Genomic DNA, 23349 nt, shown 5'->3' with positions numbered 1-23349 from the left:
CCGTCGCCGTCGAAGGCCAGGCCGATCTCGGCATCGGTCTCCCGCAGGCAGCGGATGAGGTCCTGCAGGTTTTCCGGATGGGCCGGGTCGGGATGGTGGTTGGGGAAGTTGCCGTCGACTTCGCAGAACAGTTCGACGACCTCGCAGCCCATGGCCTGGTAGAGCTCGGGCGCGAAGGCGCCGGCCACGCCGTTGCCGCAGTCGACCGCGATCTTCATCTTGCGCGAGACTTTCACGTCGCTGGTGATGCGCTCGAGATAGGCCTGCCTGATGTCATGGGTGCGGTAGCTGCCGCCGCCCTGGGCGAAGTCGCCCTTGACGATGGTCTGGTACAGGCTCTGGATGGCGTCGCCGTGGATGGCTTCGCCGGCCAGCACCATCTTGAAGCCGTTGTAGTCGGGCGGATTGTGGCTGCCGGTGACCATGATGCCGGACTGGGCATCGAGCACGTGGGTGGCGAAATAGACCATCGGGGTGGCGACCACGCCGAGGTCGATGACATTGATGCCGGCACGCTGCAGGCCCGCGGCCAGCGCGGTGGAGAGATCGGGACCGGAGAGGCGGCCGTCGCGGCCGATGACCACGGTCTGTTCGCCCTTGATGCGCGCTGCGGTGCCGAATGCCTGTCCAATCTGGCGCGCTACGCCGATGTCGAGTGTCTTGCCGACGATGCCGCGGATGTCGTATGCCTTGAAAATGCTTTGGGAAAGATTAACCACGTTATCTTGACCGTTATAGGAATGGGTAGAAAAAGGAAGGAAAGCCTGAAAACAAAAATGCCGTGGCCGGTGTCCGCAGGAGGCGAGTGATATCGCCTCTTCCGGCACCTGCGCACGGCAAGGTGCAATTACGATGCTTCGATCAGCGGCGTATTGCCTGTGGAACGCTGGTTGTAGCCATTGCGGCCGTAGGAGTAGCCGTAGCCGTAACGTCCGGGGCGAACCTTGAGGTCATTGAACAGCACACCCTTGGCTTCCAGTCCTGCCTGCGCCAGGCGCTTCATCGACTCGTTGATCTCGCCCGGTGTCGTAACGCCGGCACGGGTCATGATGTAGATCGCACCTGCATGGGCACCGATGATCATGGTGTCTGCAACAGCCAGGATCGGCGGCGCATCGATCAGCACCAGGTCGTAGCGTGATGACAGCTCCTGCAGGAAGGCACCGAAATTCGGACGCAGCAGCAGTTCGGACGGATGCTGCGGCAAGGTGCCGGTGGTGATGAAGTCCATGTTGTCGATCACGTTGTGATGGATCACCTGATCCAGTCGGCGTGCGCCGGCAATCGCATCGGACAGACCGTCATGGCGGCCGAAGCCGAAGTACAGGTGCAGCAGGCCATTGCGCAGGTCAGCGTCGATCAGCAGTACCTTCTTGCCAGTGGCTGCCATGATCGCAGCCAGGTTGGCCGACACGAAGGACTTGCCCATGCCGGGAGTCGCGCCGCTGATGAGAACGATATTGTTCTTGAACTTCGGCAGCGAGAACTGCAGCGCGGTACGGAAGTTGCGCAGGCTTTCCACGGCGACGTCGGTCGAGGACACGTTGGCCAGCAGCGGCACTTTCTGATGCTTGGCGCTGACCTGCTGGTACAGCTCCTTCTGCTTCTTGCTGTGCGGGATGGTAGCGAATACCGGCACGCCTGCAATCGCTTCGAGCTTCTCCGGCGAGTCGATGCCACCAGCCAGGGATTTGCGGAAGAATGCTGCGACCACGCCAAGGAACAGGCCTGCCATCAGGCCAAGGGCGATAATTACCGGACGGTTCGGCTTGATCGGCTTCTCAGCCATCATCGGTGTGTCCACCAGGCGCACATTGCTGACCTTGCCGACCGTGACCAGGCGCAGTTGCTGTGCGGTGTTGAGCAGCTGGGTGTAGAGATCGGTATTGACCTTCACTTCACGCGCCAGACGCAGCAGGTTCTGTTCGATCTGCGGCAGCTGCTTGATGTGGTCGTTCATCGCATTGATCTGGCCGTTGATTTCCTTGATCTGGCTGTCGATGCCCTGCACTGCCGGATGGTCGTCGGTATAACGCGCCAGCAGTTCGATTTTCTTCTGCTGCAGCTCCATCTTCTTCAGCTTCGCGGCGGAAGACTGCTGCAGGCTGAGCTTGGATTCCTCGCCCAGGTCGACAGTGCCATTGGCATTGCGGAAGGCATTGTATTTCGCTTCGGCCTGCTCGAGCTGCGATTTGATTTCAGGCAGCTGCTTGTTCAGGTAGGCCAGGGACTTCTCTGCGTCTTCCGTCTTGCGCGAGGAATTCTGCTTCACATACTCCTTGCCGATCTCGGACAGCACGCTGTTGATCATGACCGGGCTCGAACCCTGCAGGCTGACGCCGATGACGCCGGACTGCTTGCCGCCCAATTCTTCCACCTTCATCGCATTCTGGATGCCTTCAATCGTGGCCAGGCGTGATGCGCGGGTCATCAGGAATTCAGTACCCGGCTTGCCGTCGAGCTGATCGATGCGCACTTCGATCGTGCCATTCGGCAGTTCGAAGATGGCGGTTTCGCCGACCTTGGCCTTGAGATCGATATTGGCGTCCTTCTGTGTCAGACGGAAGTTGCCGCCGCCTTCCGCCGTCACGACGAACTCGCGGTTGAGCATCTGGTCAGGCACATTGAAGGTGGAGACGTTGATCTTTTCAGCGCCCCAGGCATAACCGCCATATCCGAACAAACCCGGATTCGACAGGTTCTTGTTCTTGCTGGCGAGCCAGCTGCCGATGCCGGGGAAGTATTTCGGGCCGGCATTGATGTAAAGGCGCAGATTGTCGGTTGCGCGGGAAACGACGAGACGGGATTGCACCAGCTCCATTTCGGCGAGCGCCGATGTCTTCACATCGAACATCGCATTGAGGTCGCCGACGATATTGGTTGGCGCCTTCTGGCCTTCTTCTTCCACATGGATCAGCATGTTGGACTGGTAAACCGGCTTGGTCAGGAACGCATACGCTCCGGCCAGCAGCGTTGCGGCGATGGCGATGGCCGCGATTAGCCACCGGCTTTCCCACAAGACGTCGAGGTAGCCGGCCAGCTCCACTTCATTATCTTCGACGCGGGCGGGCCCGGTCAGCTGAGGAGGTATGTTATGGGTCATCATAGGGTTATCTGCTTTGTGTTAGTACATACATAAACGAGGCGTTTGTGTTTGGCAGTTTTCTGCCCGGCTCCGGCTGCGGCCATATGCCTCTCCCTTTCCAGCGCTGTGCGGCATCACTGCCGCGCAGCGCCAGACACGGCCACATCAGACGCCAAACTCACTTCACTGGTCGGGAAGCGCCAACCGCCGAAGACAGTGCGCCCGGCAGGATCAGGCTGATCGCGCGGTGCCAGTTAGCCAGCGGTGTCGCGGCGACATACACCACGTCCTTGGGAGCAAGCTCGAAGCCTTCTGCCATCGCCAGCGCACCGGGCGAGCGGCCGTCAAGCTGATAGACAACCTGATCGGTGCCGTTCTTGCGCACGACATAAATCTGACTGCCGTCGCCGGAAAGCGGGTTGATGCCGCCCGATTCGCCGAGCGCTTCGTTCAGCGTCAGGCGGCCGTTGTACATCGGCAGCGCGCGCGGGCTGACGACTTCGCCGGAGACAAACACCTTGCTTTCATCGCGCGAGCGCACGCGCACCACGTCGCCGTTGGTCAGCATGATGCTGCCGGGGTTGACGCCTCGTTGTACCAGTTGCGGAAGGTTGATCTGGTAGTTCACGCCATTACGGTTGACCACCACCTGGCTCTGGTCTCCGGTCGGCAGCACGCCGCCGGCACGGTTAAGCGCTTCCACCAGAGTCATCGGAATATCGTTGATCGCCTGCAGACCGGGGTTCTTCACCTCGCCGTCCACGTAGACCCGCTTGCTGCGGTAGGACTGCACGCGCAGTGTCACCTTGGGCTGCTTGAGATACTTCCCGAGCTTCGAGGTCAGCAGGTTGCGCGCCTGGTCCTGCGTCATGCCAGCGACCTTGAGCGGACCCGCATACGGGAACTGGATCATGCCTTCATGGTCGACAATAAAGCCTGCGGGCGGAGCCGTCGTCGCCGAAGTCGATGCGTCGGCGCCGGCGCCGGCTTGGACGCCGGTGGCAACCGTTGCGGCGTTCGACAGTTCTGGGTGATCCCAGACGACGATCGAGAGTACGTCGCCGGTGTCGATGGTGTAAGGCTCGGGTTTGCCCAGCAGCTTGGTGATGTCCTGCGTGACCTGCTTTTCGCGCATGTCGCGTTCGGACTTGACGAGTTGCGGAGTGATGGGCTTAAGCACGGCATCGGCAAGTTCATCGCTGGCGCCGGCGCTGGTGCCGGCATTGGAGGAATTCGACGAGCTGTAACCCGACGCATGATCCTTTTTATTGAAGTGCAAGCCTGGCGCGACCGATGCGCAACCTGCCGCGAACCAGGGCAGCAAGAGGGCCGCACTCCATCGTTTCAGAGATGCCTTTTTATTGGACTGCATAGATGACTCCACGTGAATAGTACCAACCGCCACGACGAGGGATGGCAATTGCGAATTGAAGAAAGCCTGTTCCGGTTTTCCCTGCAGGCCCTACCGGTTTTATTAAGTACGGCAATACGCTCCTGAGCGGCTTTTGGCACCGCGGCGGCGAAGCTGTTTGTTGCTCCGCTTTATCACTTTCGTTGCCCCATACCATCAACAAATTATCTGATGTACAACTCTACGTTGCCTCTTGGTCGCTGTTTTGACGAGCATCAACGCGAAATGAGATATGAAACTGCGCCCTCTTTATGCGTTGCATAGATCCGAAATGCTCTTGCCAGCACTTAAAAATCGTTCTGTCGTACCGGAAAAAGCATTGATGACAAGATAGAAGGGAGTCATCTTGGAAACCTTGCGCAAAAGCACCCATGACTGGTTGAAGGCTTAATCTTGGTTAAGAAAGCGTGCTTTACCAGCCGAGAAATTTTTCCAGGGAAATACTTAACATCTGCCGTCGGCCGTGATGCACATATTCAGCCGGTGTAGCGGAACACGTCATGTCGCCAAAATGGGCAATAGAGGGGGGTGCGTTGCGTGGACGAGAAGGGAAAGCCGAACGACGCAGACATGCGCCGCAGGGCTGAAAGAGAAAGACACTGCAGATGCGGTGAGATGAAGACGGGGCCGGATTCGCCCCGCCCTCAGCCGCCCCGCAACGTCTGAAGCGGGGGCTGATTCAGTACATTGCGCAATCCCGCCCATCCGCCAATGAAGGCGCAGACAGCCCCCGCGCACAGGCCGGCCAGCCATACGGCGGGACTGAAGCTCCATTCAAAGTTGAAGACCTGCCGCGCCAGCGTCCAGCCGACCGCCGCCGCTCCGGTGGCTGCGAGCGCGCCGGCAAGGCTGCCGACCAGGGCGAACTCTATCCACTGCGCCTGGGACAGCTGCGAACGGGTCGCGCCCAGTGCGCGCAACAGTCCCGACTCGCGAATGCGCTCATCCTGCGAACCCACCAGCGCCGCATAGAGCACCAGCACGCCGGAAGCCAGCGTAAACAGGAACAGGAATTCAACGGCGACGATCACCTGATCAATCACGGTTTGCACCTGGCGGATAATGCTGCCGATGTCCACCACGGTCAGGTTCGGGAAGTCCCGCGCGAGCCGGTTGTCCAGTCCGGCCTTTTCCTGCGGCAGATGAAAGGCGGTGATCCAGGTTTGCGGCATGTCCTTCATCAGCGCCGGGTTGAGAATCACGAAGAAGTTGACTTGCATCGATCCCCATTCCAGCTTGCGCAAGCTGGTGACGCGGGCTTCCACTTGCTGACCGGCGATGTCGAAGCGCACGTTGTCTCCCAGCTTGAGGCCCAGCGTCTTGGCAAGCCCCTCCTCCACCGAGGCTTCCGGCCCGCTATCGTCGAACCACTTGCCGGCGGAAATACGGTTCTGGGGCGGCATGGCATGCATGGTCGAGAGATTGAATTCACGATCCACCAGGCGGCGCGCACGGTCTTCCACATAGCTTTCGCTGGTAATGGGCTTGTCGTTGATCTGCACAAGACGGCCGCGAATCATCGGGAACAGCAGCGGCTTGCCGTTGGCATTGGCCTGCAGAAGATTGTCGATATCGGTCTTTTGCTCCGGCTGAATATTGATGACGAAGCGGTTGGGCGCATCCGGCGGAGTCGAATTTCGCCATGCCTCGATCAGATCGCCGCGGATGACGGTAAGCAGCAGCAGCGCCATCAGCCCAAGCGACAAGGCAACGACCTGCACCACCGTTGCTCCGGTACGCCGCTGCAAGGCAGTGATGGCAAACCGCCAGCTCGGATGATTGATGCCGCCGCGCAGGAAGCGCAGCGAACGCACGCCGATCCAGCCCGCCAGAGCAAACAGGGCGAAGCCGCCAAGAAATCCGGCGGCGGTAAGCAAGCCGAGCTTGGGATTGCCAGCCTCCCACAACAGCAGTGCAACGAAGGCGAGCAGGCCTAGCGCATACGTGGCAAGGGTGACAGGCTGGGGCGCATCCTGTTCACGCCGGATCACGCGGTTATGCGGCACATTGCGCAATTGCAGGATGGGCGGCACCGCAAAGCCAATCAGCAACAGCATGCCGGTGGCAACGCCTTGCACCGCCGGCAGCCAGCTGGCGGGCGGCAGCTCGGTCGCCACCAGCTTTCCCAGCCATTCGAGCAGCAGGAAATGGGCTGCGTAGCCCAGTGCCGCACCAATCATGCTGCCGATCAGTCCGATCAGGGCGAATTCGATCAGGTACATCATGGTGACCTGATTCTGCGTCAGCCCCAGGAAGCGCAGCATGGCGCAGGCATCGATATGCCTGATCATGAAGCGGCGCGCTGCCATGGCGACCGCAATTGCCGCCAGCATGGCTGACAGGAGCCCGACCAGCGAGAGGAATTGCTCCGCCCTGTCGAGCGTCGCCCGCATTTCCGGGCGACCGGATTCAAGCGACTCCAGCCGCACGCCTCGTACGTTGTTGCGTTCCATCTGCTCCCTGAGCCAGCCTTGATAGGCGGCGACATCGGCCGCCTTGCCGGCCAGCAGCAGGCGATAAGTCACGCGCGAGCCGTTCTGGATCAGGTTGGTTGCGGCGAGATCGGACAGGGGCAGCATGACGCGCGGGGCAAAGCTGAGGAATCCCGCGCCGCGATCCGGCTCCACCGCGATGATGCGGTCAACGCGGAACGATTTGTCGCCCAGGCGCAAGTTGCCACCCACGGAAACGTCCAGCGACGCCAGGATGCTCTTGTCGATCCAGACGGCGCCGGAAGGCGGGATATCCGGCGTAGCGATATCTTCGCCGCCCGCCGCATCGGCCAGCTTCAGGCTGCCGCGCAGCGGGTAACCGCTGCCGACCGCCTTGATCGATGCCAGCTGCGAAAGGCTGTCATCTCCCTCCCCTGCGGAAGCCATGCTCGGAAAGGTTACGGTATCTGCCAGGCTCAGTCCGCGCTGGCGCGCCTGTTCCCGCCACGTTTCGCTGATCGGCTGATCGGCATTGACGACCAGGTCGCCGCCCAGCAGTTGATGCGCGTCGCGGTTGAGCCCCGTGCGCATGCGGTCGGTGAAGAAACCGACCGATGACAGCGAAGCGACGGCCACGATCAACGCCACCAGCAGGAAACGCAACTCACCGGCCCGCCAGTCGCGGCGGGTCATTCTTAATGCATTCTGCAGCATCAGGTACTCAGCTTTCTGAACAGCCACCGCAGACCCCGCCATAGCTTGGGCATCAGCCAGAGGGCGGCGATGAAGAAGAGGATGAGGAAGATGGCCAGCAGCCACGGCTGGAAAAACGCCGCCCACAAGCCGGCCAAAACGACCACGTCCTCGGAGAACGAAGCCGCCCAGTTGCTAAAGGGCTCCGGCGAGGTATTGATCAGGGCGCGGCTTCCCGCCTTGGTGATATGCGCACCCGCCGCGAAGGTGCCGCCAAGCAGCGCGGCGATGGCGGACCATTCCGGCCCCATCTCTCCCAACGCGGCCGCGCCCAGCACCGCACCGGCGGGTACGCGAATGAATGTCTGGACGGCGTCCCAGGCGGAATCGATGCCAGGCACCTTGTCGGCGAGAAATTCAACGATAAGAAGAATGCCGGTGGCGCCAATGACCCATGGCGACTGCAGCACTTCAAGCGCCGGCGGCAGGTCGATCCAGCCGGAGCGGCCGAACAGTCCGGCAATGAACAGCGTCATGTAAAGCCGTATGCCGCTGGCCCAGGACAGGCCGCCAGCCAGCGCCGCGGCGGAAAGCGTTTCAGTCATGGAGCCTCCGTGCCTGCGCTTGCGCCGCCGTCACCAGAGGCGGACGGCGCAAACTGACGAGGTCCGGCAGGACTCCCCGGGCCGCGTCGCGAACCGGATGGCAACCCCGCTTGCCTCTTCTCACTCTTGTGTCACTCCCCTGGCAACTCCCGCATTCGTTTGCACTCCGAAGAATGCATCGACGTCGTCGAGATGTTTCGTCTTTTCGGCGGGGTCCAGAAAAGCCGCCGAAAAGCTGTTGCGCGCCAGATGGTAAGCATGTTCCCTGCCAAGTGGCAGGGCCTCGAACATCTGGATGAAATTGTCGTTAACATAGCCGCCGAAATAAGCCGGATCGTCGGAATTGACCGTGACCACCAGGCCGGCATCGAGCAGCCTGACCATGTTGTGGTCGGCCACCTTGTCGAACACCCTCAACTTGATGTTGGACAGAGGGCAAACCGTCAGGGGCACCTTGTCGCGCGCCAGGCGGGCGGTCAGTTCCGCATCCTCGAGGCAGCGCACGCCGTGATCGATACGTTCGACCTGCAGCAGGTCGAGTGCGGTGCGGATGTATTCCGGCGGACCTTCCTCGCCGGCATGGGCGACCAGATGCAGGCCGAGTTCCTTGCAGCGGGCAAACACCCGGGCGAACTTTTCCGGCGGATGGCCGCGCTCGGAAGAATCGAGCCCGACGCCAATGAATTTGTCCCGGTACGGCAAGGCCTGCTCCAGGGTGGCGAAGGCATCTTCCTCGGAAAGATGCCGCAGGAAGCACATGATCAGGGCGCCGCTGAGACCCCAGTCCCTGCGGGCATCCTGCAGCGCACGGTCGATGCCGGCTACCACTGTTTCAAACGGCACGCCGCGCTCGGTATGCGTCTGCGGATCGAAGAACAATTCCGCATGCCGCACATTGTCGGCATGGGCGCGCTGCAGGTAGGCGCGCGTCATGTCGTAGAAGTCCTGCTCGGCCAGCAGTACGCTCGCTCCGGCATAGTAGATGTCGAGAAACGACTGCAGGTCCTTGAAAGCATAGGCCTTACGCAATTCGTCCACCGAAGCGTAATTGAGCTTGACCTTGTTGCGCTCAGCCAGCGCGAAGATGAGTTCGGGTTCGAGTGAACCTTCGATGTGCATGTGCAGTTCTGCCTTCGGCATCTGCAGCAAGGTATCGCGAAGTGCGGCGTCCATGTTTTTCCCTTGTCGTGTTTCAACCTCCTGCGATTTTACGGCGAACAAGAGTTATGTGCTTGTGTGACGGTACGAAAGCCGGCCCCATTGCGCAAGAAATGGCGCTGGCTTTTACAAGCATGCCGGCATGCATCGGGCGGCCTTAGAGCGTAGCCCCGCGTTGCATGTCGCCATGGGTTTTTTCGTAATGTTCCTGGCAGGGAGCGCAGCGTTCGGCTGTCGGCTGCACCTTCAGCCGCTCAAAGGGAATTTCCGTTTCACAATCAACGCAGTCGCCGTACACGCCATTCTCCATGCGTCCGCGCGCCGCCTCGATGGCGCGCAGTTCTCCAAGGTCACGTGTCACGGCGGCGTTGCCGAGGTCCACCGTCAGGTTGGCGAAGGACGCATCGCCAGGATCCGGCACCTCGGTGGCGACCTCGATGAACTCATCCTTGTCGTTGACTTCTTGATGGACTTCCTCGTTGAGCGCCGCATAGCGCTCGTCAAGCAGCTTCCGCAGCTCGCTGGTTTGTTCCTGGGTGAGATTGGACATATGGGGTTCCTTCAATTCCTTCGATTCCTTCAATTCCTTCAATGGGTGGCATAGGAAGCGTCGGGTATATCCCTCTGCAATTCCTGCTGTCCTTCCTCCGGCAGATAAACCTGACGATCGTCCTGGCGCACCGCCGCGGACTCGCGCAGGCGCCACCAGGCGGCAAGCACAAGCCCCGCTGTCAGCAGCGTCGCCACTGTCTTCGGATGATAGGACGCCTTGGTGTACAGGCTGGATTCAAATACATGGCCGGAATAGCCCTGACGCTGCTGCAGGTCCGAACCCGGGTTATAGAGGCTGTTCTGGGTTTTGTCGCGGGCCGGCATGTTCGATTGCTGCTGCTTGAACATGAAGCGTTTCATGATGCCGTCCATGATGCGCGGCGCGTAATGCGCGGTGGAAGACACGAACTTGGCGGCGCCGCCGACAAAAATGTCGCGCTTCGGATTTTCCGCTGCGTAAAGAATCGCGTCCGCGGCGATTTCCGGCGCATAGATGGGCGGGGGCAACTTCGGCTCCACGTTCATATAGTTCTTCGCATGTTCGACGAACATGGTGTCGATGGCTGCGGGCTTGATCAGCGTGACGGATATCGGCGCATTGTCGGCTTCCAGTTCCAGCCGCAGCGAGTCGGTGAAACCCTTGACCGCATGCTTGGAAGCGGAGTACATGCCCTGCAGCGGCACCGCACGGTCCGAGACTTCGCTGCCGAGGTTGATGATGGCGCCGCCGCGCTCCTTCAAATGCTCGGCCGCGGCCAGCGAACCATAGACCACACCCCAGAAATTGGTCTGGAAAAGCCGGCGCTGATCCTCCAGGGAAATATCCTCGTTGCGGCCGAAGATGGAAATGCCTGCATTATTGACCCAGGTGTCGAAGCCGCCGAAGCGCTCGATCGCAGACTTGGCGACACGCTTGACATCTTCCTCGATACCGACGTCGGCAACCACGTGCAGGACCTCGGCCCCCTTTTTGGTCAGTTCGAAATTCAATTGCTTCAAGGCATCTTCATTGCGTGCCACCAGTACCAGCCGGGCACCGCGCTGCGCCGCCCGGCGCGCAGTCGTGAGCCCGATGCCGCTGGTCGCGCCGGTGATGATGATGACCTGTTCGGATATTTTCTTCAGGCGGAATTTCATCTGAACACTCCTTTCCGTAAAAGGCGGCAGCGAGAAGCATGCCCGCCACGCAGCTGCCATTGTCAATCCGCCAAGCCCATGGGTTTCCGTCGTCCGTCTGCAATTTTTACTCGCCTCGTGCGCTTTTTTGCAGACCGTTACCGCCACGGCGGCACTGGTGCATCGGCGCAGTGACGGCTTACAATGCGAAGGCCGGCAGGCGCACTGCAGGCGGCGGATAACGTCCGCCGCCTGCAGTGCGAGCGCATGCATAGCCTTGCAGTTCCCTTAATCCCCTGTATTCATGCCTTCCATCACACTTGCGCTCGACGACACCCTGCACCAACGACTGGTCGAGGAGCATAAACGCATGTCCATCGAATGGCTGCGCAGCCATCCGGAAACGATGCCTCCCGATTTCAATGCATGGCTCATCGTGCGCCTTGCGACAAACGTGCCGCAACCTGCCCGCAGTGAACGCGAACTGGATGAAATGCGCATGGTCAATGCCATCGAAAAGCTGATCACCGAACTCGCACCGCACCGGTTCGGACTTGTGCATCTTGGCAAGACAGGAGAGGAACTGGCCGACGCGGTGACCGAGCTCGGACAAACCCTGATTGCCGAACTGGGACTGTCGCGTTCACGGACTAAGCGTATTCAGGATCTGCTTGCCTATTACGCCAAGAGTCCGAAAGAAGTCGCCGATCTGGGACACGTGGGCGTGACCAACCGCGCCTATGGCGCGCTGCACGAGGCCTACCGGGAACTCGCTGTCCGCACGGAAAAGGCGCGTGGAAGGCTTGGGGAGGAAAAGGCGCTCGGCCGCCTGGAAGGCGCGGTCGCCATGCTGGTCAGCGCTGGTGTGATGAGCCGTGAATCGGCGCGGGAAAAGACCGAGGCATTCCGTCTGGCCGGGAACCGCGAACAATAGCAGCGCGCGCCAGTCCATAGGCAGTGCAGACAGTGTACTGCCTTGGATGACGATCGCTGGGAACGGATGAACAGGCAGACGGGCAATCAGGAAAAAGGCATGCAACGACAATGACGGAGGTGGTAATGAGCTTTCCGAGAAACCAGTTCGGCGTTCCCCAATATCCCGACAACGATGCCCGAAAACTATTCGTCCTGCTTTCCGCGATCGACCTGCTCGAACGCCCGACAACATCCGCAATTGCCGATCTGACCAGCCATAAACGGGAGTCCATCGATCACGATGTCATGCGTTTGCGCGAGGAATTCGGGGTGGTCCTGCACAAGGTCGGAGAGATCTACCACATTGAATCCTGGGGCGACGTCATCCAGAAGGATGGCATCAAACGCTTCCTCAAGGCATAAGCAGGCCGGAATGCAGATGGCCCGCTACGGCGCCGTCCGGTATTGACGACATCAATCTGCACCAGTTTGGGGCGGGCAGTGTAAACTCCTACCTTTCCATTAATCCATCGGTCATGCAGCGCTGCTTCCTCCTGCGGCTTCCGGTTGCCGCTGCCAGGGAATAAGTTCATCCATGCGGTGATACTGCACCCGTGCAATTACTTCAACTATCTTGTCCCGTCTGAATCGACTTCTACCCGCCCCGATGGCGGTCAATGGCATCGAGCGCTTGCGCGCATGCAGCGGTGCGCTTCTTGGCATCATCATCACCGCCCTTGTGAGCCGGCATATGCTGGGTGCGGGTGCCACGCTCCCTTTCCTGATCGCCCCCATGGGTGCCTCCGCCGTTCTCCTGTTTGCGCTTCCATCCAGTCCCCTCGCCCAGCCCTGGTCCATTCTCGGCGGCAATGTCATATCGGCGCTGGTCGGCATTTTGTGCGCACGCTGGATTGCCGATCCGACAACAGCGGCTTCGGCAGCAATTGCGCTTGCCATCGCCACCATGATCCTGCTTCGCTGCCTGCATCCCCCTGGCGGCGCCATTGCGCTGACTGCGGTGCTCGGTGGTCCCGCGGTCACTTCCGCCGGCTTCGGTTTCGCCCTGATACCTGTCGGGCTCAATTCCCTTCTCCTGCTGGCAGTGGCTCTGATATTCAACAACGCCACCCGCCGGCCTTATCCGCATCGCCCGGCCATGGATCACGACAACAAGCACGGTACGCAGGACGCGCTTCCGGCAGATCGCCTCGGCTTCACGCCTGAAGACCTCGATGATGTGCTCAAGCGCTACAACCAGGTCCTCGACGTCAGCAGGGACGATCTTGAATCACTGTTCCTGCAGACCGAGATGCACGCCTATCGCCGCCGCTTCGGAGAAATGACTTGCGCCGACATCATGTCGCATGATGTGGTGACGGTCGAATACGGAACCGACCTGGAGGAAGCATGGGCGCTGCTGCGCAAGCACAATATCAAGGCGCTGCCGGTGCTGGACCGGGCTCGCCGCGTGATCGGCATCATCACGGTGCACGATTTCATGAAGCATGCCGATCTTGATCTGCACGAAGGCTTCGACAAGAAGCTCAGGCAATTCATCCGTCGCACGCCCGGCCTCTATTCCGACAAGCCCGAAGCGGTCGGGCAGATCATGACGCGCAATGTGCAAACCATCTGCGGCAGCAGCCATGTGGTTGAACTGGTACCGCTGCTTTCGGGCAGCGGCCTGCATCACGTTCCCGTCATCGACAGCGAACGGCGACTGATCGGCATTGTGACTCAGTCCGACCTGGTCGCCGCCCTCTATCGGGGAAGACTGGATGAACAGCGGGATGCGGCCTGAGTCCATTGATCCCGCACCAGTCGCCTCCATTGGATCCCATTGGCCGGTTGACCTGACCAACGTGGCGAAAATGCAGACCGGAGCGTGAACCTGTGAACCTCTTCGCCGGAAAGGCGTCATAGCGAAACATTGCCGGCTTAGCTCATTTGGTAGAGCAGTTGACTTGTAATCATCAGGTGGCCAGTTCGAATCCGGCAGCCGGCACCATCTCCCAAGTCCATGTCCCCAAGACATGGACTTTTCTTTGCAATGCTGCGGTCATTGATTGAAGCGATATGCACCGGCAATTGCCAGAACTGCATGGCGCGTTGCGCATCTAACTTGAACGATGACACAGGAGCAAGCCATGCAAGCAAAGACACCCCCTTCGTCCGATACGGCAAAAGAGGCCGCGCATCAACCGGATCCGGAAATGAAGACGCCACCAGGGCCCTATGTCGGCCGCCCGCTCGACGGCAGCCAGTATATTGATGTCGTGGAAGAGCAGGAATATGCCGATCGTCCGCCAACCCGGGAAGAACAGCAGCCGCGTTATTCCTATCTCAAGGAAGATCAACGGCCAAAGCAGTGATTTCAGGCCGGCTGAAAACGGGCGCGACGGAACACCGGAACGTTCTTCATCGCCGGCTTCGCTGCATCAACTGCATCAGCCGACTCAGCCACCCGCCAGCACCGCCAGGGCACTGATGCAACCCTCCCCTGCGGAGCCCTGCTGTCCATGCCGTTCCTCGTGGTGATGGGCTGCATTCGAGGGCGGCACCGCGACCGGCGGCTCCGGCTGTGGCGGCTGTACCGGCTGCGCGCGCCGGATCGGCACGCTGACATTCTCATCCCAGAAATCCATGAGGCGATCAATCGCCGAACTGAGTCCAGGCGGGTTCCAGGCAATATTCATATCGATCCTCCCTGACATACTGTTGAGAAGATCTTACTGAGCCGCCTTGCCGTTGCCTTGATGATTGTCACCCGGCATGAGGCGGCGGTTTGCGTTCAGCGTGATGACAGTACGATGCCGCCGACGATCATTGCAAATGCGGCGATATGATAGGCATGCGGCAGATCTCCCAGAAAAGCGGAAGACATCAATGCCGCAAACAGCGGGGTCAGGTTGCTGAAGAAACCGGCAATGCTCGGACCAACCCGCTGCACTCCCAGCCCCCAGCAGCGAAACGCAATTACCGCAGGTCCGATAGCGACGAACAGCAGCGCGCCCGCCAGCGGCCAGCTCCAGGCCACCGGTCTCTCGGTGACCATCCACTCGCCCGCGGCAAACGCACCCGACCAGACAACGCCGAATGCGACCTGGGCCAGCAGGAACGCCGCCCAGTCGCTGCGCAGGGTTTTGTCGACTGTGGTGCGTGTCAGCAGCCAGCTGTAGAACGACCAGCAAATCGTGGCCACGATCATGAACACATCCCCGGCAACCAGCCGCATCGCCAGCAACTGCCGCAGGTCGCCGCGGCTGAGCACCAGCAGCACGCCGCCGATTGAAAAAGCCGCGCCGATGATCTGCTTGCGCGATACCCCGGCATTGAAGAACAGCCAGCCGATAAGCAGCATCCACACCGGCATGCTGGCTGCCACCAGTGTCACATTGATCGGTGTCGACGTTTGCAGGGCCAGGTACTGTAATGCGTTATACATGCCGATGCCGAGCAGACCCAGAACAGCAAGCTGGCGACGATGTTGCCAGAGCTCGCCGCCGGAACGGAAGATTCGACTTCCAAGCGGCACCAGAATCAGCAGTGCGATCGCCCAGCGCAGGAAGTTGAGCATCAGTGGCGGCACCATGTCATGTACCAGCCTTCCGACAATCGCATTGCCGGCCCAGAGCAAGGGCGGCACCACGAGGAGCATCGCAGTCGCTGGAGTCAGTTGTCGATTCATTGCCGAAGACATGAAGGAATGTCCGGCAGCGCCGGAAAAGACACGAAGCATACGTGATTTCCCGTTTTCGCGTCTCCAGACCCGGCGCAACGGCATGTACCGTGCATGTCGGCATGAATAGAGCGGATTGCAGGTGGGTGTGCGGTCGCCTCGGTCTGCCCTGGGCGCATGGCAGCGTTGTTCGTCGCTGGTGTGGCCCGCCACACGGCCCCCTAACGCCTTGCCCTGCATCCGGGGGCAAACCGATTCTTCCATGCACCCACCTGCAATCCGCTCTAAACAATTCGACAGGTTTAGGCGTCAATGCAACACCTGAACAACATCTTGCATATCAATATTTTATTTTTCGCCGAGCGTGTTCAAACGCCAAGCTAAGATTCGACCGCATTGAAACAGACACTTGGTTCACTCATGAAAACAACCGAAATGAAAAGTAAACTTCTTCTTGTCGCCCTGACAGCCATCCTTGGCGCATGTGGCGGCGGCGGCGATAATCAAAGCACAACGCCAACTGCGGCGCAGCAGCCTGCACTAGCTGCAAGCGCGCCTGGCGATATGACGAAATATGCTGGCACGTGGTCAACGGCTTGCATGCCCGAAGGTCAGCAATCGGTGCGAATGACGCTCGCCTTGAACAGTGGCAGCAGCAAGCTGGCGGATGGAAGGATCATCGCTGATGGCTACAAGCAGGCAAACTGCGGCGGACCGTCGGCACAAGTGAGCTTTCCATTCAGCGCAAGCTTCATCGAAATGTCTGGTAGCGCTGAAAAACTCAATGTGTCGGATGGCGGCGAAACCACCAACATGCTTGCGACTTTCTCGGCAGACGGACGCACCCTCACATTGGTCGATGGCGAAGACACATTCGTGTTCGCCAAACAGTAATAGTCAGGCTCAGACAATCAGGCTTGGATCGGCTGCCGGTATCAACCAACGGAAGGTGAGACAGGTGTAAGCGTTCTGCACGGCAGAGTGCTTACAAAAGCTCAAACGAAAAAGCCGTTATCGCGATGTCGATAACGGCTTTTTGCCATGCAATATCAATGCGGATTGACTCGCGGGCCGATGCTGCATTTCCCTTGACGGCCGCATGAATACCAGATAGTGGCGGAGGCTGTGAGATTCGAACTCACGGACGGGTCACCCCGTCGGCAGTTTTCAAGACTGCTGGTTTAAACCACTCACCCAAACCTCCATGATCTTTGCCGCCAGCTGCATTGCGGCAGCTGCTTGCGGCGTTTGGGAGTTCGATTATACCCAAGTCCTGGCAATTGCAGCAATTCCCCTGCCGAAGGAACTTGATATGCCGTCAATCAAGAAACATTTGCTGCAAGTCGTTGAGAAAACGGCGGCCGAGTTCCGTCGGGCGGATGATCCGGTAATCCCGGTAAAGCAGCCCTTTTGCTTCCGCCGCATCAAGCGCCTTGTCAATCGCATTGATGGACAGGCCTGTACGTTCGCTGAACAGGTTCACTTCGAAACCGTCGTTCAGGCGCAGCGCATTGAGCATGAATTCGAAGCCCAGATCATCGCGTTCCAGTTCGAATTCCTCCTGGATCGGCCGGCCGGCCTTCGTGTTTTCCAGATAGGCCTTGGGCTGCTTGTACCGCATCTGCCGCACGATCCGATGCGGGAAGGAAATCTTGGAATGGGCGCCGGCGCCGATGCCGAGATAATCGCCGAACTGCCAATAGTTCAGGTTATGCCTGGCCTGCCGGCCAGGCTTTCCATAGGCGCTGACTTCATAATGCTGATAGCCGGCATCCGACGTCAGGGCTGCGATCATGTCCTGCATTTCGGCACTGGCGTCGTCATCCGGCACCGAAGGAGGATGCTTCGCAAAATAAGTATTCGGTTCCAGCGTCAGGTGATAAAGCGACAGGTGCGGCGGCGCAAATCCGATTGCGGTGGATACGTCCCGGCGAGCCTCGTCCAGCGTCTGCGACGGCAGCGCATACATCAGGTCGAGATTGAAGTTGTCGAAATTGGCGTGCGCAATCTCGACGGCCTTGCGTGCCTCGCCGTCATCATGAATACGGCCCAGCGCCTGCAGGTGGCGGGCATTGAAACTCTGGATGCCGATCGAAAGCCGGTTGATGCCGCTGGTGCGGTAAGAGCGGAACTTGTCGGCTTCGAAGGTGCCGGGATTGGCTTCCATCGTGATTTCCGCGGCACCATCCAGGGGCAGCATCGAACGGATGTCGGACATCAGGCGATCGAGTCCTGCGGCCGACATCAGGCTTGGCGTTCCTCCGCCGATGAAAATCGTATAGATCTTGCGCCCCCAGATCAGGGGCAGCGCGCTTTCCAGATCACTTCGCAAGGCGGAAAGATACTCTTCCTCTGGAAAGCTTCCGCGGACTTCATGCGAATTGAAATCGCAATACGGGCATTTCTGCACGCACCACGGAAAATGCACATACAGCGACAGCGGCGGCAATGCGGAGAGCTGCAGCGCGCCGGGCCTGAGGAAGGCGCCGGCGACCTCTGCCGGCGATGCCGCTGTCGATGCAGCGGAAGATGCGGACGCCTGGCCCTCGCGGACGGGCTTGATGGGAATCATTGCAGTTTCTCGACGAGTGCGCGCAGTGCCTGGCCGCGATGCGACAACCGGTTCTTCTCATCCGCGCCAAGTTCGGCCACGGTCTTGTCCAGCGCGGGCAGCAGAAAATAGGGGTCGTAGCCGAAACCGCCGTCACCGCGCGGCTCCGCGATGATTTCTCCGTTCCAGCGGCCCTCGGCAATGAGCGGCTGCGGATCGTCGGCATGGCGCACGAAGACCAGCACGCAGTAATAGTATGCCGACTTGTCGGCGTGCGCCGCCAGATCCTCGATCAGCTTGCGGTTGTTGCGTTCATCGGATTTCGGCTCTCCGGCATAGCGCGCGGAATGAACGCCGGGGGCGCCGCCGAGTGCATTGACGCAGACGCCGGAATCGTCCGCCAGCGCAGGCAAGCCTGTCAGGCGTGATGCATGGCGTGCCTTGGCCAGCGCATTTTCGACGAAGGTCGGATGCGGCTCCTCGGCCTCCGGCACATTGAATTCGCGCTGGGCATGGACATCGAAGCCGACGGTAGCGAGCAACTGGCCGAATTCCCTGAGCTTGCCGGCGTTATTGGATGCGAGTACTAGTTTGGTCGTCATGAAAAACCTCGCCGCACCTGGATTGCAATTCGAACCGGTGAGGCTTATTGCAACCGCGGCGCGGCTTGTAAAATTGCAAAATGGTTATGGTGCGTTGGGGTCAGGCCAGCCCGAGGCTGCTCTTCTGCAGCCGGATCAGATCGGTGATTCCCTGCTGCGCCAGGTCGAGCAGACGGTTCAGGGTGGCGCGGTCGAAAGCATCGCCCTCGGCAGTGCCCTGCACTTCCACGAAATGCCCCTGTTCGGTCATCACCACATTCATGTCGGTATCGCAGCCCGAATCTTCAAGATAGTCGAGGTCGAGCACCGGTGTTCCGCGATAGACGCCAACCGACACGGCGGCCACGAAATGCCTGACCGGAATCGCGGGGACGACACCGGCCTTGACCAGCTTGGCAAATGCGTCATGGGCAGCCACCATCGCGCCGGTGATGGATGCGGTGCGGGTTCCGCCGTCGGCCTGAATTACGTCGCAATCAAGATGCAGGGTACGTTCGCCGAAAGCCTCGAGGTCGAATGCGGCGCGCAGGGAGCGCCCGATCAGCCGCTGGATTTCCTGCGTGCGGCCGGACTGCTTGCCCTTGGCAGCCTCCCGATCCATGCGGGAATGGGTGGAGCGCGGCAGCATGCCGTATTCCGCCGTCATCCAGCCCTTGCCCTTTCCTTTCAGGAAACCGGGCACTTTTTCCTCGATGCTGGCAGTACAGATCACCTTGGTATCGCCGAATTCGACCAAGACCGATCCCTCGGCATGCTTGGTGTATTCACGGGTCAGGCGAACCGCGCGCAAAGCCTCGGGCAGGCGCCCGTCGGGGCGTTGTTCAAACGACATGAGGTTGCATCCTAATTCTTTGAGGTTAGGCGGGAAGACTTTTCGATGGCGCCACGGATCTCTTCTATGGCCTTTTCGATATCGGAGTCGGTGAACATGTCGGCCGGGTCCAGGTCCGCATGGCGCGGCGCCTGGATGGTGGTCGTGATGCTGTCCACAGGAAGCGTATGCGTGGCAATGGTATCCGGGGACTCCCGCAGCACGCTGGTGCCTTCCCACATCATGGCCAGCGCGGTGACATTATCGCTGGTTTTGCCGGCGATGCCGACGGCGCTTCCCAGCAGTTCGGGAACGGCGCGCACGATGGTATTGTGCTGCAGCGACTGCGCCAGCACATGATCGGGCAGCACCGACCACAAACCGTCCGAACAGAGCAGCAGCACATCGCCGGACTGCAGGCTGGCACGGCGCGAAAGCTCCACAATCGGCATGTTGGGCGCGCCGAGGCAGTTGAAGAGCTTGTTGCGTTCCGGATGCGTATCGCGCTCGGAGGGATGGACCTTGCCTTGAGCGATCAGCGTTTCAATGCGGGAATGATCGCGCGTGCGCGCCAGGATCTGCCCTTGCCGCATCCAGTACAGGCGGGAATCGCCGCAGTGCGCCCAGTAGGCGCAGTTGTGCTGGACCAGACAGCCGACGATGGTCGTTCGCGGCGTTTCAGGAAGATTGTTGATGGCACGGTAACGGTGGATTTCGCGGTGCGCCGCCAGAAAACTGTCCTCAAGGAATTTTTCCGGTTTTCGCACATAGGGCTTGGCCTGCTGCTGGAAAAGCGAACCGACCGTCTGCAAGGCGATCGTGGCCGCCATTTCCCCCTGGATATGACCGCCCATGCCGTCGGCAAGCAGCAGCAGGAGCGCGTCCCGGGTGAAGCTGTAGCCCATCCGGTCCTGGTTATTGCGGCGCCCGCCGATATGGCTTTCCTGATATACGGAGAATCGCATGCATGCCGCCTATCGCGTTGTATCCTGAATCGTCGTGTTGCCGCTCATTGTATTCCTGTTGCGGCCGCTGAACATGCTGCGCAGCTTGCCTGACCATTTTTCGAGCAGGGCTGCTTCCTTCTTTTCAGGGATCGGTTCGCGCAGCGCCTTCTGCAGCGCAAATACGCTTTGCGGACGCTCCAGGGGATCAATGCGAAGGCTCCAGCGGATTACCTGGATCAGCTCGCGCGAATAGATGCTTTCCAGCTTGCGGAAATGATCTTCCATCTTGTCATTGAGCTTGCGCTGATCCGCCGGTTGCGGCGGCGCGCCGACCATGCAGGCGAACATTGATGCGCCAATGCTGTAGATGTCCGTCCAGGGGCCGAGGTTGCCGGTCCTGACATAGAGCTCGGGCGGCGCAAAGCCCGGGGTATACATCGGATAGAGCTTGGGAATATCGCTCTTGAGCGTCTGCCGCGCGGCGCCGAAATCCAGAAGGATGGGGGTGCCGTCCATGCGCAGATAGATGTTGGCCGGCTTGAGGTCGAGATGCAGCAGCTTGTTGGCATGCACCTCGCGCAGGCCGTTCATCACCTGGTTGAACATTTTGCGGATAAACCGTTCCGACACCAGGGGACGCTCGCCCTTGTCGCGGCGCCGCAGGATGTGGTCCTGCAGCGAGCGGCCGGACTCGTAGGCCATCACCATGTAGACAGTGTCATTGGCGCGAAAGAAGTTGACCACGCTGACCACGTTGGGATGGGAGATGCGCGCCAGCGCCCGGCCCTCCTCGAAGAAGCACTTGAGACCGATGCGGAATACCGGCAGATTCTCCGCCGAGATGGCCGGCACCAGTTCGCCCGGCTGGCGCAGCGCCAGCGAACTGGGCAGATACTCTTTGATCGCAACCGCGTTGCCATCCTCGTCATATGCCAGATAGACGATACTGAACCCGCCGGACGCAATCTTCTTTACAATGCGGTATCCAGCAATTTCAAGTCCATCCGGCAACGGAGCGTTGTTTTGCGAAGCCATGTTGTCCCAGTGCAGTGTTCTCCGGATTGTCTTGATTAATCAGTCTTTTGTAAAGCATAAGGGCCCGAACCTTGACTATTTCGAGCATGACCGGCTACGCGGTCGCCACACGTGAAACCAGCGCAGGAACGCTGACCGTCGAACTCAAGAGCGTGAATTCACGTTTCCTTGACCTGCAATTCCGGATCAATGACGACCTGCGCGCAGTCGAACCGGCGCTGCGCGAGGCCATCATGGCGCGCGTCACCCGCGGCAAGGTGGAATGCAGGGTCAGCTTCGGGCGCAAGAATGGCAGCGACAATACCCAACAGGTCAGCAGCGCCATGCTTGCAACCTTGGCGGAAATGCAACAGGAAGTGCTGTCCCACTTCCCCGATGCGCAGCGCTTGTCGGTCAATGAACTGCTGCGCTGGCCAGGCATGATTGAAGAACCCGGTATGTCCCAGGAAATGCTGCAATCCGATGTCCAGGCCGCCGTGGGCGAAGCCATCGAGGGATTCCTCGACAGCAGGCGGCGCGAAGGCGCGGCGCTGCAGGCCATGCTGATTTCCCGCGTCGATGACATGGAAACCATCGTGGCAAGGATCACGCCGCTGATTCCGCAGGCGATCGCCCAGTTCCAGAACAAGGCAACGGAGCGCATGAAGGAAGCGCTCGGCATAGCGTCTCAGGACAATGCCGGTGCTTCTGCTTCAGTATCGCGGGAAGAGGCTCTTGAACGCATCCGCCAGGAAGTCACGGTCTATGGAATCCGTATCGATGTGGCCGAAGAACTATCCCGGCTCTCCACGCACCTGTCGGAAACACGGCATATCCTCCAGAAAGGCGGCCAGGTCGGCAAGCGTCTCGATTTCATGATGCAGGAACTGAACCGTGAAGCGAACACGGTAGGTTCGAAGGCCGCGCTCAAGGAATTGTCGGATGCCTCGATGGCAATGAAGCTTCTTATTGAGCAAATGCGCGAACAAGTCCAGAATCTTGAATAAAAGCCAAGCCAGCCGCGATTGTTGATTGTCCATCGGGCAGCGATGCCTGCGCGGCAGCATCCGCCCGCCTCTGTTATTTCAGCAAGCCTCCTGGCAAGCCCCAGCAACATTTCACCGAGCAAACAATGAGTGAACACTCCATCTCTTCCGGCAGCATCTTCATGGTGGTTGCCCCGTCCGGCGCCGGCAAATCCACATTGGTCAACGCGCTGCTGGACCAGGAACCCGCCATCAAGCTGTCCATCTCCTTCACCACCCGCCAGCCCCGCCCTGCGGAGCAGCACGGCCGCGAATACTATTTCACTTCGGTGGAAGATTTTCTGAAAAGACGCGAGCTCGGGGAATTTCTCGAATCAGCCGAAGTCCACGGTAATTACTACGGAACATCGCGGCTGCTCATTGAAGACCAGATCAAGGCCGGCACCGATGTCCTTCTCGAAATCGACTGGCAGGGTGCGCAGCAGGTCAAGAAGCAGTTTCCTCACGCCGTTGGCATTTTCGTGCTGCCGCCGTCGATCGCGGCGCTGGAGGAAAGACTCAAGAAACGCGGCCAGGACGATTCCCATGTCATCACGCGGCGCATCCTGGCTGCGGGCGGCGAAATCGCGCATGCCCCCGAGTTTGAATATGTTATTATTAATCAAGAGTTTGCAACAGCTTTGACGGAGTTGACCTCCATCGTCAAAGCCGCACGTTGCCGGTTCTCGCAACAAGCCGCACGCAACACTTCCCTGTTCGCCCAGCTGGGCATTCACGCCAATCCAATCTGAT

At 59.8% G+C, this 23349-nt stretch carries 22 protein-coding genes and 2 tRNA genes; 8 read left to right on the top strand and 16 right to left on the bottom strand.

Annotated features, from left to right (window positions below; genetic code table 11):
• The 8 genes from FH061_RS24140 to FH061_RS24105 form a co-directional block, all read right to left on the bottom strand.
• Positions 1-719 (bottom strand): phosphomannomutase/phosphoglucomutase (locus tag FH061_RS24140; protein WP_192805227.1); only part of this gene is annotated, 719 nt, incomplete at its 3' end.
• 128 nt (positions 720-847) lie between these two features.
• Positions 848-3106 carry a polysaccharide biosynthesis tyrosine autokinase gene (locus tag FH061_RS24135; RefSeq protein WP_225984844.1) on the bottom strand — a complete coding sequence of 753 codons (2259 nt, stop codon included), beginning with the start codon at positions 3104-3106 and terminating at the stop codon, positions 848-850.
• A 157-nt stretch (positions 3107-3263) separates the two neighbouring features.
• Positions 3264-4457: a polysaccharide biosynthesis/export family protein gene (locus FH061_RS24130; RefSeq protein ID WP_151638387.1), complete on the bottom strand. Its 1194-nt coding sequence runs from the start codon at positions 4455-4457 to the stop codon at positions 3264-3266.
• Positions 4458-5140: 683 nt separating this feature from the next.
• Entirely contained in the window at positions 5141-7642 is a 2502-nt protein-coding gene (locus FH061_RS24125; RefSeq protein WP_151638386.1) for an ABC transporter permease, read from the bottom strand.
• A complete protein-coding gene (locus FH061_RS24120) occupies positions 7642-8226 on the bottom strand; it encodes a DUF4126 domain-containing protein (RefSeq protein ID WP_151638385.1) in 585 nt (194 codons plus the stop codon). The genes FH061_RS24125 and FH061_RS24120 overlap by 1 nt, the downstream gene beginning before the upstream one ends.
• A gap of 120 nt (positions 8227-8346) precedes the next feature.
• Positions 8347-9399 (bottom strand): adenosine deaminase, encoded by a 1053-nt coding sequence (locus tag FH061_RS24115; protein WP_151638384.1) that lies wholly within the window; start codon positions 9397-9399, stop codon positions 8347-8349.
• A 142-nt stretch (positions 9400-9541) separates the two neighbouring features.
• The gene (locus FH061_RS24110) at positions 9542-9934 is read right to left on the bottom strand and encodes a TraR/DksA family transcriptional regulator (RefSeq protein WP_151638383.1); all 393 of its coding nucleotides are present in this window, start codon (positions 9932-9934) and stop codon (positions 9542-9544) included.
• A 38-nt stretch (positions 9935-9972) separates the two neighbouring features.
• Positions 9973-11073, bottom strand: coding sequence for an SDR family oxidoreductase (locus FH061_RS24105; RefSeq protein ID WP_151638382.1), 1101 nt, complete (start codon positions 11071-11073; stop codon positions 9973-9975).
• 283 nt (positions 11074-11356) lie between these two features.
• Between FH061_RS24105 and FH061_RS24100 the strand changes: the two genes are divergently transcribed.
• The 5 genes from FH061_RS24100 (at position 11357) to FH061_RS24080 (ending at position 14339) form a co-directional block, all read left to right on the top strand.
• Positions 11357-11986 carry a hypothetical protein gene (locus tag FH061_RS24100; protein WP_151638381.1) on the top strand — a complete coding sequence of 210 codons (630 nt, stop codon included), beginning with the start codon at positions 11357-11359 and terminating at the stop codon, positions 11984-11986.
• 125 nt (positions 11987-12111) lie between these two features.
• Complete coding sequence (locus FH061_RS24095) at positions 12112-12390, top strand: hypothetical protein (RefSeq protein WP_151638380.1); 279 nt, start codon at positions 12112-12114, stop codon at positions 12388-12390.
• Positions 12391-12601: 211 nt separating this feature from the next.
• Positions 12602-13768, top strand: coding sequence for an HPP family protein (locus FH061_RS24090; RefSeq protein ID WP_318841044.1), 1167 nt, complete (start codon positions 12602-12604; stop codon positions 13766-13768).
• 131 nt (positions 13769-13899) lie between these two features.
• Positions 13900-13975 (top strand) — tRNA-Thr (locus FH061_RS24085).
• Positions 13976-14114: 139 nt separating this feature from the next.
• Positions 14115-14339, top strand: coding sequence for a hypothetical protein (locus FH061_RS24080; protein WP_151638379.1), 225 nt, complete (start codon positions 14115-14117; stop codon positions 14337-14339).
• Between the two features lie 84 nt (positions 14340-14423).
• Here the strand turns inward: FH061_RS24080 and FH061_RS24075 are convergent, their stop codons facing one another.
• A complete protein-coding gene (locus FH061_RS24075) occupies positions 14424-14663 on the bottom strand; it encodes a hypothetical protein (RefSeq protein ID WP_151638378.1) in 240 nt (79 codons plus the stop codon).
• A 95-nt stretch (positions 14664-14758) separates the two neighbouring features.
• Positions 14759-15655 (bottom strand): DMT family transporter, encoded by an 897-nt coding sequence (locus FH061_RS24070; protein WP_151638377.1) that lies wholly within the window; start codon positions 15653-15655, stop codon positions 14759-14761.
• A 411-nt stretch (positions 15656-16066) separates the two neighbouring features.
• Between FH061_RS24070 and FH061_RS24065 the strand changes: the two genes are divergently transcribed.
• Complete coding sequence (locus FH061_RS24065; RefSeq protein WP_151638376.1) at positions 16067-16540, top strand: hypothetical protein; 474 nt, start codon at positions 16067-16069, stop codon at positions 16538-16540.
• Positions 16541-16760: 220 nt separating this feature from the next.
• Here FH061_RS24065 and FH061_RS24060 read toward each other — a convergent pair.
• From FH061_RS24060 to FH061_RS24035, 6 genes are all read right to left on the bottom strand, one after another.
• Positions 16761-16850: transfer RNA gene (locus tag FH061_RS24060), tRNA-Ser, on the bottom strand.
• A gap of 114 nt (positions 16851-16964) precedes the next feature.
• A complete protein-coding gene (hemW, locus tag FH061_RS24055; protein WP_151638375.1) occupies positions 16965-18218 on the bottom strand; it encodes a radical SAM family heme chaperone HemW in 1254 nt (417 codons plus the stop codon).
• Positions 18215-18799 (bottom strand): RdgB/HAM1 family non-canonical purine NTP pyrophosphatase, encoded by a 585-nt coding sequence (gene rdgB / locus FH061_RS24050; RefSeq protein WP_151638374.1) that lies wholly within the window; start codon positions 18797-18799, stop codon positions 18215-18217. The genes hemW and rdgB overlap by 4 nt, the downstream gene beginning before the upstream one ends.
• Positions 18800-18899: 100 nt before the next feature.
• Positions 18900-19631, bottom strand: coding sequence for a ribonuclease PH (gene rph / locus FH061_RS24045; protein ID WP_151638373.1), 732 nt, complete (start codon positions 19629-19631; stop codon positions 18900-18902).
• Between the two features lie 11 nt (positions 19632-19642).
• On the bottom strand, positions 19643-20575 hold the full coding sequence (locus FH061_RS24040; RefSeq protein ID WP_151638372.1) for a PP2C family protein-serine/threonine phosphatase: 933 nt from the start codon (positions 20573-20575) through the stop codon (positions 19643-19645).
• A 9-nt stretch (positions 20576-20584) separates the two neighbouring features.
• Positions 20585-21592 carry a serine/threonine protein kinase gene (locus FH061_RS24035; protein WP_151638371.1) on the bottom strand — a complete coding sequence of 336 codons (1008 nt, stop codon included), beginning with the start codon at positions 21590-21592 and terminating at the stop codon, positions 20585-20587.
• A gap of 71 nt (positions 21593-21663) precedes the next feature.
• On the opposite strand from FH061_RS24035, the gene FH061_RS24030 reads away from it, so the two are divergent.
• Both FH061_RS24030 and gmk read left to right on the top strand, forming a co-directional pair.
• Positions 21664-22578, top strand: a complete 915-nt coding sequence (locus FH061_RS24030; RefSeq protein ID WP_225984843.1) for a YicC/YloC family endoribonuclease — start codon at positions 21664-21666, stop codon at positions 22576-22578.
• Positions 22579-22703: 125 nt separating this feature from the next.
• Positions 22704-23348, top strand: coding sequence for a guanylate kinase (gene gmk / locus FH061_RS24025; protein ID WP_151638370.1), 645 nt, complete (start codon positions 22704-22706; stop codon positions 23346-23348).
• Position 23349: the final 1 nt, after the last annotated feature.

Source organism: Noviherbaspirillum aerium, from assembly GCF_008929045.1.
GTDB classification, from domain to species: Bacteria; Pseudomonadota; Gammaproteobacteria; order Burkholderiales; family Burkholderiaceae_D; genus Noviherbaspirillum; species Noviherbaspirillum aerium.
Note: the sequence above shows the minus strand (reverse complement) of the source record. Positions and strands in the feature narration are given on the sequence as shown.

Bases quoted from the DNA above. Each gene is read 5' to 3' on its own strand.
- FH061_RS24075 (WP_151638378.1), bottom strand. From the start codon at position 14,663: ATGAATATTGCCTGGAACCCGCCTGGACTCAGTTCGGCGATTGATCGC.
- FH061_RS24110 (WP_151638383.1), bottom strand. From the start codon at position 9,934: ATGTCCAATCTCACCCAGGAACAAACCAGCGAGCTGCGGAAGCTGCTT.
- FH061_RS24035 (WP_151638371.1), bottom strand. From the start codon at position 21,592: ATGGCTTCGCAAAACAACGCTCCGTTGCCGGATGGACTTGAAATTGCT.
- FH061_RS24100 (WP_151638381.1), top strand. From the start codon at position 11,357: ATGCCTTCCATCACACTTGCGCTCGACGACACCCTGCACCAACGACTG.
- FH061_RS24135 (WP_225984844.1), bottom strand. From the start codon at position 3,106: ATGATGACCCATAACATACCTCCTCAGCTGACCGGGCCCGCCCGCGTC.
- gmk (WP_151638370.1), top strand. From the start codon at position 22,704: ATGAGTGAACACTCCATCTCTTCCGGCAGCATCTTCATGGTGGTTGCC.
- FH061_RS24120 (WP_151638385.1), bottom strand. From the start codon at position 8,226: ATGACTGAAACGCTTTCCGCCGCGGCGCTGGCTGGCGGCCTGTCCTGG.
- FH061_RS24115 (WP_151638384.1), bottom strand. From the start codon at position 9,399: ATGGACGCCGCACTTCGCGATACCTTGCTGCAGATGCCGAAGGCAGAA.
- FH061_RS24125 (WP_151638386.1), bottom strand. From the start codon at position 7,642: ATGCTGCAGAATGCATTAAGAATGACCCGCCGCGACTGGCGGGCCGGT.
- FH061_RS24040 (WP_151638372.1), bottom strand. From the start codon at position 20,575: ATGCGATTCTCCGTATATCAGGAAAGCCATATCGGCGGGCGCCGCAAT.
- FH061_RS24130 (WP_151638387.1), bottom strand. From the start codon at position 4,457: ATGCAGTCCAATAAAAAGGCATCTCTGAAACGATGGAGTGCGGCCCTC.
- rdgB (WP_151638374.1), bottom strand. From the start codon at position 18,799: ATGACGACCAAACTAGTACTCGCATCCAATAACGCCGGCAAGCTCAGG.
- rph (WP_151638373.1), bottom strand. From the start codon at position 19,631: ATGTCGTTTGAACAACGCCCCGACGGGCGCCTGCCCGAGGCTTTGCGC.
- hemW (WP_151638375.1), bottom strand. From the start codon at position 18,218: ATGATTCCCATCAAGCCCGTCCGCGAGGGCCAGGCGTCCGCATCTTCC.
- FH061_RS24095 (WP_151638380.1), top strand. From the start codon at position 12,112: ATGAGCTTTCCGAGAAACCAGTTCGGCGTTCCCCAATATCCCGACAAC.
- FH061_RS24070 (WP_151638377.1), bottom strand. From the start codon at position 15,655: ATGAATCGACAACTGACTCCAGCGACTGCGATGCTCCTCGTGGTGCCG.
- FH061_RS24105 (WP_151638382.1), bottom strand. From the start codon at position 11,073: ATGAAATTCCGCCTGAAGAAAATATCCGAACAGGTCATCATCATCACC.
- FH061_RS24080 (WP_151638379.1), top strand. From the start codon at position 14,115: ATGCAAGCAAAGACACCCCCTTCGTCCGATACGGCAAAAGAGGCCGCG.
- FH061_RS24065 (WP_151638376.1), top strand. From the start codon at position 16,067: ATGAAAACAACCGAAATGAAAAGTAAACTTCTTCTTGTCGCCCTGACA.